The sequence below is a fragment of the Paraburkholderia sp. BCC1885 genome (genome assembly GCF_900996235.1).
GTDB lineage: Bacteria > Pseudomonadota > Gammaproteobacteria > Burkholderiales > Burkholderiaceae > Paraburkholderia.
Genome location: NZ_CAAJGM010000122.1, coordinates 1 through 15765, shown reverse-complemented (window position 1 = coordinate 15765; position 15765 = coordinate 1). Strand labels below are relative to the sequence as shown.

12 protein-coding genes and 3 pseudogenes are annotated in these 15765 nt (G+C 58.5%); 4 read left to right on the top strand and 11 right to left on the bottom strand.

Annotated elements, in window-relative coordinates:
* Nucleotides 1-62: 62 nt before the first annotated feature.
* A complete protein-coding gene (cadR, locus tag FQ755_RS12980) occupies nucleotides 63-494 on the bottom strand; it encodes a Cd(II)/Pb(II)-responsive transcriptional regulator (RefSeq protein WP_144154741.1) in 432 nt (143 codons plus the stop codon).
* Between the two features lie 79 nt (nucleotides 495-573).
* Here cadR and FQ755_RS12975 point away from each other — a divergent pair, with 79 nt between their 5' ends.
* The 3 genes from FQ755_RS12975 to FQ755_RS12965 all read left to right on the top strand — a co-directional run bounded on the left by FQ755_RS12975 (nucleotide 574) and on the right by FQ755_RS12965 (nucleotide 5129).
* On the top strand, nucleotides 574-2898 hold the full coding sequence (locus FQ755_RS12975; protein ID WP_144154739.1) for a heavy metal translocating P-type ATPase: 2325 nt from the start codon (nucleotides 574-576) through the stop codon (nucleotides 2896-2898).
* Nucleotides 2899-3150: 252 nt separating this feature from the next.
* Nucleotides 3151-4671, top strand: a complete 1521-nt coding sequence (gene adh / locus FQ755_RS12970) for an aldehyde dehydrogenase (protein WP_144154737.1) — start codon at nucleotides 3151-3153, stop codon at nucleotides 4669-4671.
* A 65-nt stretch (nucleotides 4672-4736) separates the two neighbouring features.
* Nucleotides 4737-5129: a DUF779 domain-containing protein gene (locus tag FQ755_RS12965; RefSeq protein WP_144154735.1), complete on the top strand. Its 393-nt coding sequence runs from the start codon at nucleotides 4737-4739 to the stop codon at nucleotides 5127-5129.
* 68 nt (nucleotides 5130-5197) lie between these two features.
* Here FQ755_RS12965 and eutC read toward each other — a convergent pair whose 3' ends face one another.
* Nucleotides 5198-6007 carry an ethanolamine ammonia-lyase subunit EutC gene (gene eutC / locus FQ755_RS12960; protein WP_260858553.1) on the bottom strand — a complete coding sequence of 270 codons (810 nt, stop codon included), beginning with the start codon at nucleotides 6005-6007 and terminating at the stop codon, nucleotides 5198-5200.
* Nucleotides 6004-7398 (bottom strand): ethanolamine ammonia-lyase subunit EutB, encoded by a 1395-nt coding sequence (locus FQ755_RS12955; protein ID WP_144154967.1) that lies wholly within the window; start codon nucleotides 7396-7398, stop codon nucleotides 6004-6006. Before FQ755_RS12955 ends, eutC begins: the two co-directional genes overlap by 4 nt.
* A 362-nt stretch (nucleotides 7399-7760) precedes the next feature.
* Between FQ755_RS12955 and FQ755_RS12950 the strand changes: the two genes are divergently transcribed.
* Entirely contained in the window at nucleotides 7761-8243 is a 483-nt protein-coding gene (locus FQ755_RS12950) for a GyrI-like domain-containing protein (RefSeq protein WP_144154731.1), read from the top strand.
* Between the two features lie 367 nt (nucleotides 8244-8610).
* Here FQ755_RS12950 and FQ755_RS12945 read toward each other — a convergent pair.
* The 8 genes and pseudogenes from FQ755_RS12945 to FQ755_RS12910 form a co-directional block, all read right to left on the bottom strand.
* Nucleotides 8611-8892 (bottom strand): annotated as a pseudogene (locus FQ755_RS12945) (PAAR domain-containing protein).
* A 106-nt stretch (nucleotides 8893-8998) separates the two neighbouring features.
* Nucleotides 8999-9151, bottom strand: a pseudogene (locus tag FQ755_RS12940) (contractile injection system protein, VgrG/Pvc8 family); the annotation flags it as partial.
* A 29-nt stretch (nucleotides 9152-9180) separates the two neighbouring features.
* Nucleotides 9181-10164, bottom strand: coding sequence for a hypothetical protein (locus FQ755_RS12935; RefSeq protein WP_144154729.1), 984 nt, complete (start codon nucleotides 10162-10164; stop codon nucleotides 9181-9183).
* Between the two features lie 89 nt (nucleotides 10165-10253).
* Nucleotides 10254-10497: pseudogene (locus tag FQ755_RS38105) on the bottom strand (PAAR domain-containing protein).
* A gap of 24 nt (nucleotides 10498-10521) precedes the next feature.
* Nucleotides 10522-11487 carry a hypothetical protein gene (locus tag FQ755_RS12925; protein ID WP_144154727.1) on the bottom strand — a complete coding sequence of 322 codons (966 nt, stop codon included), beginning with the start codon at nucleotides 11485-11487 and terminating at the stop codon, nucleotides 10522-10524.
* Between the two features lie 455 nt (nucleotides 11488-11942).
* A complete protein-coding gene (locus tag FQ755_RS12920; protein WP_144154725.1) occupies nucleotides 11943-12623 on the bottom strand; it encodes a hypothetical protein in 681 nt (226 codons plus the stop codon).
* Nucleotides 12607-13971, bottom strand: a complete 1365-nt coding sequence (locus tag FQ755_RS12915; RefSeq protein ID WP_144154963.1) for an N-acetylmuramidase family protein — start codon at nucleotides 13969-13971, stop codon at nucleotides 12607-12609. The genes FQ755_RS12920 and FQ755_RS12915 overlap by 17 nt, the downstream gene beginning before the upstream one ends.
* Nucleotides 13971-15765 (bottom strand): DUF2345 domain-containing protein (locus FQ755_RS12910; protein ID WP_144154723.1); only part of this gene is annotated, 1795 nt, incomplete at its 5' end. The genes FQ755_RS12910 and FQ755_RS12915, both read right to left, overlap by 1 nt.

Below are 15765 nucleotides of genomic sequence, written 5' to 3'. Positions count from 1 at the left end.
GATTCACCCCGCAGCACGCTTAGCACGCGCGCGAGGCGATATTTTCGACGGGCAGCGCCCGTTCAACCCAGGTGGGTGTGACGCGAACGCGGCGCGCTCACTTCCATGTCGGTGAGGCCATGGACGATGCCGCAATCTTCGACCGCCTGCTCGGTCTGACACTGCTCGCGCAGCGTCGTCAATTGCGCCTTGAGTTGCTTGAGCTCCTCGATGCGCGTGTCGACGTGCGCAATGTGCTCGTCGATCAATGTGTTGATCGCGCCGCAGCCGTCGGCCGGGGCGTCGGTCAGACGCAACAGGGCACGGATTTCGTCGTGAGTCATGTCGAGCGCCCGGCAATTGCGGATGAAACGCAGGCGTTCGACGTGCCGCGCCGTGTAGCTGCGGTAATTGGCTTCGGTGCGGTCCGCTTCGGGCAACAGGCCCTCTTTTTCGTAGAAGCGGATGGTCTCGGTGGTGCAGTGGGCAATCTTCGCGAGTTCGCCGATTTTCATGGAGCCTCCGGATTGCGTCCTTGACCTTGTAGTGGCTTCAAGGTGTTTACTAGACCACAAATCCAGCCAGGAAGCCACCATGCCTCACGCCAGCACCGCCGAAACGCATCCTCACGAACATGGAGAATCGTGCGCTCATGCCCAGCCGGCGGGGCTTCTGGAAGACAGGCATCAAGATTCCCACGACCATGAGTGCGGTCACGACCACCATCACGGCCACAGCCACGACCACGCCGACGCCTGCTGCAGCACTGCTCCCGTCGACCTGGCCACGCTCGCCGGACCGGAAACCCTGGGCGCTCACGTGCGCACCTCGATCCGCATCATGCAGATGGACTGCCCGACCGAAGAGGCGCTGATCCGCAAGAAGCTCGGCCGGATGCCTTACGTGGTGGGGCTCGACTTCAACCTGATGCAGCGTGTGCTCACCGTCGTGCATACGCCGGAGGCGCTGGGTTCGATCCTGGCGAGCCTGCGCTCGCTCGACTTCGAACCCGAGCTGGCCGACGCCGATGCCGCCACGCCGCTTGCCAGCACGCCCGCCACGCCGTCCAGGCCCTGGTGGCCGCTCGCCATGGCTGGCGTGGCGGCCGTCGGCTCCGAGGCCGCCAGTTGGCTCGGCGCGCCGGCGTGGCTTGCTGCGGCACTCGCGATCGTCGCGGTCGTCTCTTGCGGCCTCAGCACGTACCGGAAAGGCTGGCTCGCGATCCGCAACGGCAACCTCAACATCAACGCGCTGATGAGCATTGCGGTCACCGGCGCGCTAATCCTGCGCCAATGGTCAGAAGCGGCCATGGTGATGGTGCTGTTCACGATCGCCGAACTGATCGAGGCCAGATCGCTCGACCGCGCCCGCAACGCCATCAAAGGCCTGATGCAACTGACGCCCGAGACCGCCACGGTGCAGCAGCCGGATGGCGATTGGCGCGAGGCCGACATCCAGTCGGTGAGCGCCGGCCAGACCGTGCGCGTGAAGCCAGGCGAACGGATCGGCCTGGACGGTGAGATCGTCGCGGGCCGCTCGAGCGTGAATCAGGCGCCGATCACCGGCGAGAGCCTGCCGGTCGACAAGACTGCGGGCGACGCGGTCTTCGCCGGCACGATCAACCTGGCCGGCTCGTTCGACTATCGCGTCACGGCTGCCGCCGGCAACACGACGCTGGCGCGCATCATCCACGCCGTCGAAGAAGCTCAGGGCTCCAAAGCACCGACGCAGCGCTTCGTCGACCGGTTCGCGCGCGTCTACACGCCGATCGTATTCGCCATCGCGCTGGCCGTCGCGGTGATTCCGCCGCTGCTATTCGGCGGCATTTGGCACGACTGGATCTACAAGGCGCTGGTGATGCTGGTGATCGCCTGCCCGTGCGCGCTGGTGATTTCCACGCCGGTGACGATCGTCAGCGGGCTGGCGGCGGCGGCCCGTCACGGCATCCTGATCAAGGGCGGCGCCTACCTCGAACAGGGACGCAAGCTGACGTGGCTCGCGCTCGACAAGACCGGCACCCTCACGCACGGCAAGCCGGTTCAGACGGACTTCGAACTGCGCGCGGATCTCGAAGCCAGCCATTGCCGCAGGCTTGCCGCAAGCCTCGCGAGCCGCTCGGATCATCCTGTGTCGCGGGCGATTGCGAGTGCCGCTACGGCGGACGGCATCCCCGTATCACCGGTCGAAGCGTTCGAAGCCATCTTGGGACGCGGCGTGAGCGGCGCCATCGACGGCGTGCCGTATCGGCTCGGCAATCACCGTCTGGTGCACGAACTCGGGCACTGTTCGCCTGCCCTCGAAGCGCGGCTCGAGACGCTCGAACGCGAGGGCAAAACCGTCGTCATGCTGATGGACGACGAACGTGTGCTGAGCCTCTTCGCCGTCGCCGACACGGTGAAGGACAGCAGCCACGCAGCCATCGCCGATCTGCGGACGCTGGGCGTCCAGACGGCCATGCTGAGCGGCGACAACCCGCATACCGCCGCGGCGATTGCGCGCCAGGTCGGCATCGACCGCGCGCATGGCGATCAGTTGCCGGAGGACAAGCTCAAGGCGGTGGAAGCACTCGCGGCCCAGGGCGCGACGGTGGGAATGGTAGGCGACGGCATCAACGACGCACCCGCGCTCGCTCGCGCCGACATCGGCTTTGCGATGGGCGCCATGGGCACCGACACCGCCATCGAAACCGCCGACGTCGCGCTCATGGACGACGACCTGCGCAAAATCCCCCTGTTCATCCGGCTCTCGCGAGCGACGCATTCCGTGCTGGTGCAAAACATCGCGCTGGCGCTCGGCGTGAAAGCGGTGTTCCTGACGCTCACCTTGATGGGCTACGGCACGATGTGGATGGCGGTGTTCGCCGATGCCGGGGCGAGCCTGCTGGTGGTGGGGAATGGGTTGAGGTTGTTGCGCAGGTGAGCTGAGAACCGCTCGTCAGATCTCCAATTCGTCGTTGCTCAAATTCTGAACACTCTGCGCGTGGTGTTCAGAAAAAGCGCGCGTCCGCCTGATCACATTGAACAGTCCGCGCCGCCCTGCCTCCCCATTAAGGCCGCCCCACTTACCCGCCTCCCTCCCCTTCGCACTGGCACGCTTCTGGCATCTGCGACGGGCGGCAAGCGGGAAATCCGCGCCGGGTATTCACCATACGAACATGTGAGGAGCAGACAGATGAATCACGCTGAAATGCAGTTTCTGACCACTGAATTCCCGTACAAAAAGCAATACGGCAATTTTATCGGCGGCGAGTGGGTCAAGCCGGTTGGCGGCGAGTATTTCGACAACATCTCGCCCATCACCGGTGAACCGTTCACGTCGATTCCGCGTTCGCGCGAAGCCGATATCGAACTCGCGCTCGACGCCGCGCATCGCGCCAAAACGGCGTGGGGCAAAACCTCCACCACCGATCGCGCCAACATCCTCAACCGCATCGCGGACCGGATGGAAGCGAATCTGCAGAAGCTGGCGGTTGCCGAGACCATCGACAACGGCAAGCCGCTGCGCGAAACCATGGCGGCCGACATCCCGCTCGCCATCGATCACATCCGCTACTTCGCGGGCTGCATCCGCGCCCAGGAAGGCTCGATCTCCGAGATCGACGCCGACACCGTCGCCTATCACTTTCACGAGCCGCTAGGGGTGGTGGGACAGATCATCCCGTGGAACTTCCCGATCCTGATGGCGATCTGGAAGCTGGCGCCGGCCCTCGCCGCCGGCAACTGCGTCGTCCTGAAACCGGCGGAGCAAACCCCGGCGTCGATCCTCGTGCTGCTGGAACTGATCCATGATCTGCTGCCGGCCGGCGTGGTCAACGTCGTGAACGGCTTTGGTCTGGAAGCGGGCAAGCCGCTCGCGTCGAACAAGCGCATCGCCAAGATCGCCTTCACCGGTGAAACGACCACCGGCCGTCTGATCATGCAGTACGCGAGCCAGAACATCATTCCGGTGACGCTCGAACTCGGCGGCAAGAGCCCGAACATTTTCTTCGCCGATGTGATGGATCACGACGACAGCTACTTCGACAAGGCGCTCGAAGGCTTCGCGATGTTCGCGCTGAATCAGGGCGAAGTGTGTACCTGCCCGTCGCGCGTGCTGGTCGAAGAGAAGATCTACGACCGTTTCATGGAACGCGCGATCAAACGCGTCTCCGCTATCACGCAAGGCCATCCGCTCGACAGCAAGACGATGATCGGCGCCCAGGCTTCCCAGGAACAACTCGAGAAAATCCTCTCGTATATCGACCTCGGCAAGCAGGAAGGCGCCGAATGTCTGATCGGCGGCGAGCGCAACACGCTCGACGGTGAGCTGAGCAAGGGCTACTACATCAAGCCGACCGTATTTCGCGGCCACAACAAGATGCGCATCTTCCAGGAAGAAATCTTCGGACCGGTGGTGTCGGTCACGACCTTCAAGAATGAAGAGGATGCTCTGGAAATCGCCAACGATACCCTCTACGGTCTCGGCGCCGGCGTGTGGACGCGCGACGGTACGCTGGCATACCGCATGGGACGTGGCATTCAGGCCGGCCGCGTGTGGACCAACTGCTATCACGCGTATCCGGCGCATGCGGCGTTCGGCGGCTACAAGCAATCGGGCATTGGCCGTGAGAACCACAAGATGATGCTCGATCACTACCAGCAAACCAAGAACCTCCTCGTCAGCTACAGCCAGAAGCCGCTCGGCTTCTTCTGATCCAGACGTTCCTTTGAGCGAGCCGCGTCGTGCGGCTCGCTGCCTTTTCTGAGCGAGGAATCGTTATGGCTGACAAGGAAGTGGAACGCGTGATCGTGACGCCCGCCGCAGCGGACCTGATCGGCAAGTTGCGCGCCGAACATGGGCCGCTGCTGTTTCATCAATCGGGAGGATGCTGCGATGGCAGCGCGCCGATGTGTTTTCCGGCGGGCGAGTTTATGGTCGGTTCGTCCGATGTGAAGCTGGGCACGATTGCCGAGGTGCCGTTTTATATGAGCGAATCGCAATTCGAGTATTGGCAGAACACGCAACTGATCATCGACGTCGTGCCGGGCAATGGCGGAATGTTTTCACTGGAACGGCCAACTGGGCTCAGGTTTTTGACGCGCTCGCGGCTCTTCGAAGCTGAGGAGAACGCATGGCTGGGCGCGCATCCGGTTGAACGGGCAGATGCGTGAAGGGATCGCGCCTGTGACGTCGTGAAGGTGGACGCGCAGGCGCGAGTATGTTTCGATGTACTTACGTTTTACTTTGTCGCCGATGTAGCGATGATCGCGGGTGTCTGCGTTGCGGCTTCCAGCAAGGCGTCGCTATCGTCTTTCAGTCCCACGCCAGTAAGCCCCAGACGGCGTGCGCGCGTCAGCAGATAGTGCAGTTTGTGCGCCGCGCCGGCGTAGCTCAAACCCTCGGGCCGCACATTCGAAATGCAATTGCGCTGCGCGTCGCTGCAGCCCACTTTGGGCGCATAGGTCAGATAGATGCCGAGGCTATCCGGCGAACTCAAGCCCGGACGTTCGCCAATCAACATCACGACGAGTTGCGTGCGCAACAGCTCGCCGATTTCATCGCCGAGCGCCACTCGCGCTTGCCGTGCGACCACCACGGGTCCGATATTCCAATCGGTGAGTTTTGCGCACACGGCCTGCAGGAGCGGGATGGATTGCTTCGAGGCCGCGAAAGCCGATAAGCCGTCGGCGATGACGAATACCACTTCCGGCGCTTCCGTAGCGGCCTGAGCCCGCAGCGTCTCAACGAGTGCCGCGCGGCTTTCGTCCGCGAGACGCCTTCCCAGATCGGGACGCCGCAAATAATGCTGGCGATCCGGCGCGGCGCTATGCACATCGAGCGTGGTGAAGCCGTTGGCGCGCAACTGCTCGTGCAGCGGCTCGACCTCAAGTGGATGATGCACTGCGTCCCGCGCCTGGGCATGCGAGAGGTTGAACGCGAGCAGCGGCTCGGTCGGCAAGCTGTTGCCGGCACGGCCAAGCGCAATGCGCGCGTTAGTGAATTGCCGCAACGCGCTCCACGGATTCTTTTCGAGGAAATCCTGGCTCATGCCATGCCCATCCATTCGCGCGCGCCTTCCAGCAAGGGCTGCCGTGTCGCACCGCTGAGCAGGATGCCACGTGTATCGGTGATCTGCATCGACTCCAGCCACGCCTCGAATTCGGGCGCTCGACGCAAGCCCAACACGTCGCGCACATACAGCGCGTCGTGGAAGGAGGTGCTTTGATAGTTCAGCATCACGTCGTCCGCCCCAGGCACGCCCATGATGAAGTTGATGCCCGCGACGCCGAGCAGCGTCAGCAGGTTGTCCATGTCGTCCTGATCCGCCTCGGCGTGATTCGTGTAGCAGATGTCGCAGCCCATCGGCACGCCGAGCAGTTTGCCGCAGAAGTGATCTTCGAGACCAGCACGCGTGATCTGCTTGCCGTCGTACAGATATTCGGGGCCGATGAAGCCGACCACCGTGTTGACGAGGAACGGATTGAACTTGCGCGCCACCGCGTAGGCGCGCACCTCGCAGGTCTGCTGGTCGACGCCGTGATGCGCGTTTGCCGAGAGCGCGCTGCCCTGGCCGGTTTCGAAATACATGACATTGTTGCCGACCGTGCCGCGATCAAGCGACAGCGCCGCTTCGTAGGCTTCCTGCAGCAGCGCCAACGAAATGCCGAAGCCGGCGTTCGCCTGTTGCGTGCCGGCAATCGACTGGAACACGAGATCCACCGGCGCGTCCTTCTCGATGGCGGCAATCGTGTTGGTCACGTGGGTGAGCACGCACGATTGCGTCGGCACCTGGTAGCGCTGGCGGAAGTCGTCGGTCATCCGCAGCAGCGTGGTGATCGCGGCGAGGCTGTCGGTGGCAGGATTGATGCCGATCATCGCGTCGCCGCAGCCGTACATCAGGCCGTCGAGCATCGAAGCGGCGATGCCTTTGACGTCGTCGGTAGGATGATTGGGTTGCAGGCGCACCGACATGTGTCCGGGCAAGCCCACCGTATTGCGAAAACGTGTGATTACCGGACGCTTGCGCGCCGCCGCGATCAGGTCCTGGTTGCGCATCAGTTTCGACACGGCGGCCACCATCTCCGGCGTCAGCCCCGCGGCGATGCGGGTGAGCGCCGCGCTGTCCGTCGCGCTGCTGAGCAGCCAGTTGCGGAAGTCGCCAACTGTCAGATGAGCGATGTCGGCAAAGGCCTCGGACGAGTGATCGTCGATTGTGAGGCGCGTGACCTCGTCGCTTTCGTATGGGATCAGTGCCTCGCTGAGGAAGGCGCGCAGCGGCACCTGCGCGAGCGCCATTTTGGCGGCGACGCGCTCTTCCTCGCTGGCGGCCGCGATGCCCGCGAGCTGGTCGCCTGAGCGCAGCGGGCTCGCTTTCGCCAGCAGCGTTTTCAGGTCGGCAAAGCGGTAAGTGCGGCTGCCGATGATCTCGGTGTAGCTCATCTCTACGGCTCCGTGGCGGGTGGACGGCGTCAGCGTGCTGGGATAGCTGTCACGATAGCCCCAAAGCGCCGGACCTGCTCGTGATTCGATGTCGTGCGGTGGTGGCTTTATGGCGGTGACGGTGGCCGATGCGGGTGCTCGCATATGCACGCTTCGCGGTCTCGATTCCGCTTGTTGCGAGCGATCTCCATGTCTGTGGATGGTAATGATCCAATAATCGGAGCGGTTATCGAATCTTTGCGGAAGGGCGGCGCGGCAATCTATTCTGGACTTTGCAGCGATGGTGCGAGTTTTGTTGCGCCGCAATGTGGATGGAAGGCTTTTTGTCCGGATGCCTTAATGCGCTATCAGGAGACAGTGAAATGACGACGCGTGAAGTGGAAATTCGGGAAGTGCCCGCAACGCAGGTTTTGACGATCGATCACAAGGGTTCGTACATGCAGATCGGCAAAGCATTCGATGCGCTGATGAAGTGGCTTGCCGCAAGAGACCTGTTGTCGCCAGACATACGGATGGTGGGCATTTTTTACGACGACCCGGGCGTTGTCGCAGAGGCGGAGTTGAGGTCGAAGGCGGGGGTCATCCTGCCGCGATTGGTGGAGGCGGAGGTCGAGGTGGCCGCGCCGGTTGCGATCACGGCTGTGCGTGGTGGGACTTACGCGGTGCCGCGGCATAAAGGTCCGTATGAGGATATCGCCGCGGCTTATCAGTGGCTGTATGGCGAATGGCTTGCGCAATCAGGGCGTGAAGCGGCCGATGCTCCCGCTTTCGAGGAATATCTGAACACGCCGCAAGATACGGCGCCGTCTGAACTGGTGACGGAGATTTATTTGCCGCTGGTCTGAGGGGCGCTTTGGCGCATGGTTGCTGTGTTTTTGTGCGGATGAGTGTGAGGCCGCGCTGGGTTCGCTTTTTTGTCTTTTACTGTAGACATATGTATACGTAGTAATAGTTAACAAGGGCGGCTTGCTGCTGTGGATAAGTCGGATATTCTTTGATGGATCAAAGGGCTATGGATTTCACAACCCTTGGTGCTGTTTTTGGAGAGCGGGTTTGAGCCCGGGACAACTTTTGATGTGGCTGATTAGCGTCGCAGTTTATCAAGGTTCGGCACACAGGAAGTTAGGGGGCTTATCCCGGAGTTGTGCAGAGGTGGGGGTGGATAAGTTGGTGTTGTTGGGACGACCGTTTAGAGGGCCCTGCGGAATACGGCTAATCTCCAACGCTTGCGACAGTGCTACCAATCAGCGTGCAACCGCATTCAGTATGGTGTCCGTGTAACGCGACGCGCTATCCGTCGATTGTGAAAGTCGGACGCGTCTAAATGATTTCGTTTACGCCGTGTAGACGCCCATCTGGATACCTCTGCGGGCAATCAACCAAATCGTGCAAGCGGGTGATCTGCTTGCCACCAATCGTGTGAATTTCCGAGCCGCTAATGACTTTCCCGTTGTGCGAGGTCGGCTCACCCATCACGATAATTTGCAACGCCATGCGGACCTCCCATTTGTACCTATTCCCAAGCGGTGACGCATCCTTCGCGTCAAGTCACGTCTTCAGGATCGAACTTTTACAAAGTAGGCTCTGCGCCTCGTTCACGAGAGTTGTTGGAACCCAGGCGCCGGGCGGTGTGCACGTAGCCGTTGTGCGGCAGGTAGGATTTGTCGGTCTGCTGGATCCACAGCGTCACGGGCTGGGCGATCAGCGTCTTGAGCTCGACATTGCCGCGGTGGCCGCCGCACGTAGAGTCCAGTTCTCACACTGTCGACGGCCAAGATCCGCTTAGAACGCTGATGTCTGCTCTCCCGGCGCCGGCGGCTTTCCGGAGGCTCCCCAGATGCTTTGACCTTTTCGCAAAATCTTCAAAAGCATGCCCGGTGCACAGTCCGCCATACACATTGCACGCCCCTGGGTTACGCGTCCTTCCCCATCGATCGGATAATCAGAGTAAATCAGCGGTTTAACTGGCAGCGCCCCGTATACTTCAACAGACTCACTCGGCATGCGCTCACCGCGGTCGATAGTGTTGCCGGTTGTAATATCAATCCACGGCTGGCTAGTGGTGTCGATACTTTCTGAAAAGTAGCTGTACTTTGGCTTTCCGGGCTGAGCACACAACGTCACGTACTTATACAGACGCGGCGTCTTCTCGGTGGCGAGATAGCATCTATCCAAAAAGGAATAAAACCGATACCCCGTTCTACTCCCCGTCGCGACATCAACCTCGTAGTTATCCGAATCGACGGCGATGTAGTTCATTACCTCGTTTCCCGGCTTAAACGGTAGCCAGGATGGTGCAGCATCATCGTCGGCATCGCCATGGTCATTGCTGATGCTGAATCTCGCCCGAAAAGGGGCCGTCCTAGTCCACAGAGGCATCTCGTCAAGCGAGATAAGATCTTTCTTGCGGATCTCAGCTTTCGACTCTGGATCGACATAGATAACATCGTCATCTTTCGACACCCTGTATTTCTGGCAAAGCTCAGGAGGTGGGAACTTGTAGTCACCCATCACCACTGCTTTTCCGGAGGAAATCAATGAGTCTCCGATGTTGTAGCCAGCAAGCTTATCTCCGATCTGATGCTTGAGGAACAGATCGCATTGCGGATTCAAAGCCTGGTCATAATAGAGCTTCTGACTGTTATGGATTTCTACCTTGTCCGCGGCCATGCATCGCCACGAAAAAGCCAGAACTACGATGGCAACGGCCAAAAATGAGCCTGCTTTACGAAGCATATTCCGCATATTTTGAGCGTGAAGATTCACGGGAATTATCTTTTGACAGTGATATGCATGTGCACGTATCAGCGACCACGGTATTTTTAACCATCTCCCTGTGCTGTATTTCGCTATCTTTAGCTCTTTGCCGATGCTTTTTCGGTAGCTTTGTAGCCATGTCGCGCGATCGGGATACCGCCATCTGCCATCGATTCGTCGCTGTCGACAATTACATTGAGCCTAACATCTTCGTGCTTCGGACATGAAATTTCATCGCCCTTTGCCAGTGACGAATATACCATTGGAGCTCATGGTGGCCGGCGTACTGATCACCTTGCCGCCGTGGTCAGTGTCATCGTCGAGGCGAATCAAATTAATCATCGAACTAAGCTCTATACGCGAAGATCACTTTAGCGAAGTCGCTTGCATCCACTTGTCGATAATCGAGCCATTCTGTTCAACGTATTTAATGCGAACCCAATTCAATACTGATTTATCTAGTATTTTTACCCGATCCCCCTTCACCAGATACATGCGCGTCTGAGCTGTCATATCTGGCCGATCATAGAGACGTGCCTTGTCCACAGAGATTGTCGAGCTTGGTGATTCCGTATCGCCCTTACCGGCGAGTCCAAGTTTGCCGTCAATATATGTTGCATCGGTTAAATCGCCTTCCTTTTTAAGCTGGCGAGAGATAGCCTCGTAAGCCTCCCAATTTTCAGCAGCCGGAGGTTCGCACGCCATCAAATTCGTCGGGCCTAGATTTGAAGTCAAAGCACTCTTGATCGAATAACGGAATGGCTTGGTGCTCGCAGCAAGGTATTCTCGCCACAGCGCATTCACGCTCTGAAACTGATAGCTCAACATGTCTTTTGTCGAGTCGCCGTCATAACCCGGCACAATCCATGCATCACTTTTTTTATCCCAACTTCCGCCACACAATTCGCCAGATTGAGCACTGACGATGCATCCCGTATGTGTTTCCAATACCGGGCAGTACTGCTTTGATTCTGCATGTGGCTCACCGTTTTGACCAGGATCGACTGATCCGGAGCGCAGGATATCGAGGACAGCGTATTTTCCAGTTGGAGAAACCTGAGGTGGATAGGAGTCTTGAAACACAACACCTCCTTTAGATGTAAACGTTTCCATCGGAAGGAGATCAAATTGCTCACCGGTCGGGCTCAGGTAGACGGCCCTTTTCCACCCACTTCCAGCATTGGCCTGCTCTTTCTTCGAGAGCGGAGCCGAAAAAACGAGTGCCGATTGTTCCGAAAAATCTACGCGATTTTGGACTGCCACAACATTCCCAGCCGCGACTGCCAGGGACAGTAGGGCACACAGATATACCATCGAGTTGCCTGTCTTCAAAACATACCTCGTTAAGTCAATTTCGCTTTTAAGGCGGAATATCGAGCTGGCGCAGCAGAGACTCCCTGTATTACTGCCATGTCACGAGATGGCCCGTATATTTCCAGTATTTCGCGTTCGTAAGTACCTTGGTTATCGCCCCAATCGCCTGGGTTTCGAGACACAGCCGGGTGCCTGGCAAAGAATCGATCAAGCGCCGCACCTATATCCCGGCCCACATTTGCAGGACGATTAACGCTCTGATCCAGAGCGGTAGCCCGACCTAGATCCGAATTAAAATAGCTGCTCACTGGATACGAGTAATTAACCGGAACACACTATCAATCTTGCCTTCGTTGGCGGACATCGCAATTAATATTGTCACTCAATCGAACGAGGTCGATCATTTTCTCTCCTGCAATTATCGACTGGCGGCTTGCTGCACGGTCTACTCGACCACAGTCTTGACTCGCCATTTACTGCGGAGACACGGGAAACGGATTCCCAAGATCGCCCGTTTTCACCCAACCTTTCGTCGTCTTCCCGGTAGAAGGATTGGTGAACCATACGTAGGAGAAGTCGCGATCTGTTTCGGTTACCGCAACAACATTGCCACCGACAAGAAAGCCGCTTCGGGGTACGAACGACCTTTGGTCCCGGTTATTAAAGAATGTTTTTTTTTCTACTACGCGGATCCCTAATGCGGGTGAGCTTTGCGCCACCGTGTAGCGCACAGCATCTTGCTCGTCTGGTCCAAACTTGAATACACCCGTAGCGTTGTCGCATCCGGCCTGATTCTCGGCAGTCTGTATAACCCATTTTCCGTTCTTAACAAAAATCTTCCCGGAAATGTCGAAATTTTTGTCACGGTGATCGTAATCGTAATTTTTTCCCGGCAGAACAAATGTGGAGATATCGATCACGGCATCGGTACTTTTTTGAGGGAAAGCATCAATTCCGCCCTTTTGAGAGAAGAAAAAGGCGCACGAAGTGCGATCATCCTCTACTCCGTAGTAGCCAAATATTTTTCCACTCGCGTGTATAGCAATTAAATTCGGGTCATTGAAAACAAGCAAATCCCCCGCGAAGCTAATGATCGAAAAAAAAGAAACAAAAATCGCGAGCGCCCACCCTAAATATTTACTTGTATTCGTCATAATGTGATTTCATATTGTTTGCGTAGTCCGGATTCTGAGTTCTCCAGTTCCCGCCATTGTATGCAGTAGCAAAATCTACCCAGTTTTTTTCCTTCAATGCCTTTATCGCTACCGGTTTCGCGTTCTTCATGAACTGTTCGAACATCTGCACGTGGCCATCTATGCTTTTAAGATAACTGTTAACCATCTCGACTACAGAGGTACAGCCACAATCTTTGAAGGATTCACCCATGACCTGAAAGGCTCCCCACGAACACGACATAAGGGCAGCGTCCTGGTCAAGGCGAGCAGCCTTTACGAGCCGCTCATATTGATGGAGCTCCGCAGGTCCATAGCCACCATATATAGGATTGCACACGTCAGAAAATTTGGAGTATGGATTTTTCTCGTGCTTCCAATTCGCCTGCTTCGCTTTCGGCAAAGACAGACGGTAGAAATAGTGCCGTTCTAGCAGGATTCGCGGCAAACCATTCTTGTCGTATCCCCGTCCGCCAGTCTCCGTCATCGTCACCGCCTTGACCGCGGCCGCTTCACATCCGAATGATTTGGCGAGGTAAGAAAAGTGATCGTCAGTAAGCATCAAGGCCGCAGGATAGTTTAGCCGTGAAGGCAGAAGACTCACTGTAACGGTCCGCGGCTTACCGGTGTTGATAGCTTTGTAGTGATGTTCAATGACGATATCTGTTACGGACTTTCCTGTGGAAGCGTCCGTATGCATGCTCGTCTTTTTGACCGGGAAGTCCTTTTTAATCTTGCCCTGTTCAGTGATCTTCTCCGCGTCGCCAATGTATGGGCCGAATTCGTTTAGCAGGCGATCTATCGTCATGGTTTCGCCTTCCTTAACCACAGGCATGTGGATATCCAGTTCCATCTCGTCTTTCGGAGACAACTGAGTAACCGCATCGAAGTGATATTCGGGGCTAGTAATAGCGTAGGCGTTCATGTCCTTTGACGGCATCACGGAGCCCTTAAGCCCAAACTCGCCGCTCTTCTTCTTGACGAATATCTCAATCGGCTGATTACGAGCGACATTCGAGATGGTCACCGCATAACCGTCCTTGTCGGTCGTGACATCCAGGCTATTTGAGGCGATCACGGTCTGACCACTGCCGCCGGACCCGGGAGTACTGGTTGGCGTAGATGGCGCGGAAGCGGCCGCCGGCGCAGAGGAATCCTGGCCGCCGCTCTGCCAGCGCGGAGCAGGCGGTGCACCTGCGCCCGTTTTTAGGCGAACTACCAATCCTTGAATCGGATGCTTCAAGCTGTCTTGAAACACAAAACTTGCCTCGACTAATGGGCTGGGAGGAATGTGCGGACCCTTGCGCCGCCTGTGGTTGTTGGAGTTCATCAAACGCCTGCTCCGGTAGGTTGCGTATTCGGCATGTGGTCCTGTTGGTCGAACTCTGCCTCTTGGACTTCCAAGTCCTCCTGGTCGTAAGCATCTTCGTGGATGTCCCAATCACCTGCGCCGATCTCGCATTTCACTTTCTCGGAACTCGGGGTTTTGACTGTCGCCGTCGCACCATTGCTCAACATGCCCTGCTGCTGCAGCATCCCATTTGCGGAGAAGATGCGATACGGTTGGCCATTCAACGCGGAAGAGAACCGCTCGTAATCGAGGAGCGGGGTGATGTCAAAAATCTGCGTATATTCATGCGTGGGATTCTGCGCAATATTGCTAAGCGGAAGCGAAGGCATAGGCATGTGCATGGAGACAGCACCGGGCTTGTCCCACGAAGCGCATTTTTCAAGAATTTGTCCAAGCGTACCGTTTTCGATTTGGTTTGCATTGATCTTGATGTACGAGCCGCCCGCGCCAATCCACACTTCCTTCGCCGCCGACAGCACCAGCCTGCCGTTCGCACTGGTGATGGTCAGGTCCTTGAGCGCCGCGAGCGTCACCTCGTCGCTCTGCGCCTGAACTTCCACCTTGCCCTTGGCCGCAAACAGCTTCATCCCCGCGTTCTGCACGAACAGACTGATTTTTTCCGACACGCTCGCGATCAGGGACTTGCCCGTCGCCACATGCACGCTCTGGCCGCTGACGATATTGATGTGCTGGTCGGCGGCAATCTGCGTCGACTGCTGGGTGGACAGGGCGATGCCGGACGGGCTCGCCGCCAGCAGGATCGGTTTCGCGAAACCATTCGCGTTGCCCGTGCCGCCCCCGGCCGTGTTGCCGCCCGATGCGCTGGCGCCAGGTACGCTGTGCTGGGTCGCATCCGTGAACGCCTTCAGCGCGTCCTGACCGGGCTGCAGCGTCTCCGCATTGGCCGCGACACTCGCCTGCGACAGGTTCTCGATCACCGCTTCCGAATTGATCAGCTGCTCGCTTGCTGGACCCGCGCTCAGCGGCTGGGTCGCCGTCGCCGGATGGCTCGACACGAAGAGTCCCTGCCCCGCCCGGATCGCCCCATACGACTCCGACTTCAGATCAAACCCCGTCCCCAGATACGCCCCCCGCGTGTTATCCGTGTGCTGCACCAGATACCCCAGATGCAACTGCGAGTTCGCCGTGCTGCTCAGGAGCTGCACCCGGTTCTGCCCGCTCGAGTCGTCCATCACCATCTGGTTGTACCCGCTGCCGCCGTATTCCTTCGACCGGTATCCCGACAGCAGCCCGTTCGAATGCCACTGCGGCTTCGCCGATCCGTTATACAGCCGCGACATCACCACCGGCCGGTCGCAGTCACCGCCGATGTGATCAATCAGCACCTCCTCCCCCACCCGCGGCATGTGCACGCCGCCGTATCCGCTGCCCGTATCCGACTGCGCCACCCGCACCCAGCACGAGGCCTTCTCGTCACCGCCGCTGAGGCGGTCCCACACGAACTGCACCTTGATGCGGTTCAGCTCGTCCGTGTAGACCTCCTCGCCCTGCGGACCCACCACGATCGCCGACTCCAGATGGGTCTCCGGCTTCTGATGCTCGAACGGGCTGCGATACGGCACGCCCGTGCGCTGTGCCTCGATCTCCACCCGGTAGAAGCCTTCCGAACCGTCCGCGTGACTCACCCTGAATGCGGGATCGCCCGCGTGGCTCGCGCGCACCTCGTCTACCGTGGCCTGTAGGCTGTGCGGATAGTCCGCCCCCGGGTTGCCCGCCGGCACGTTGTTCGCAATCACCCACGACGCCCCGATC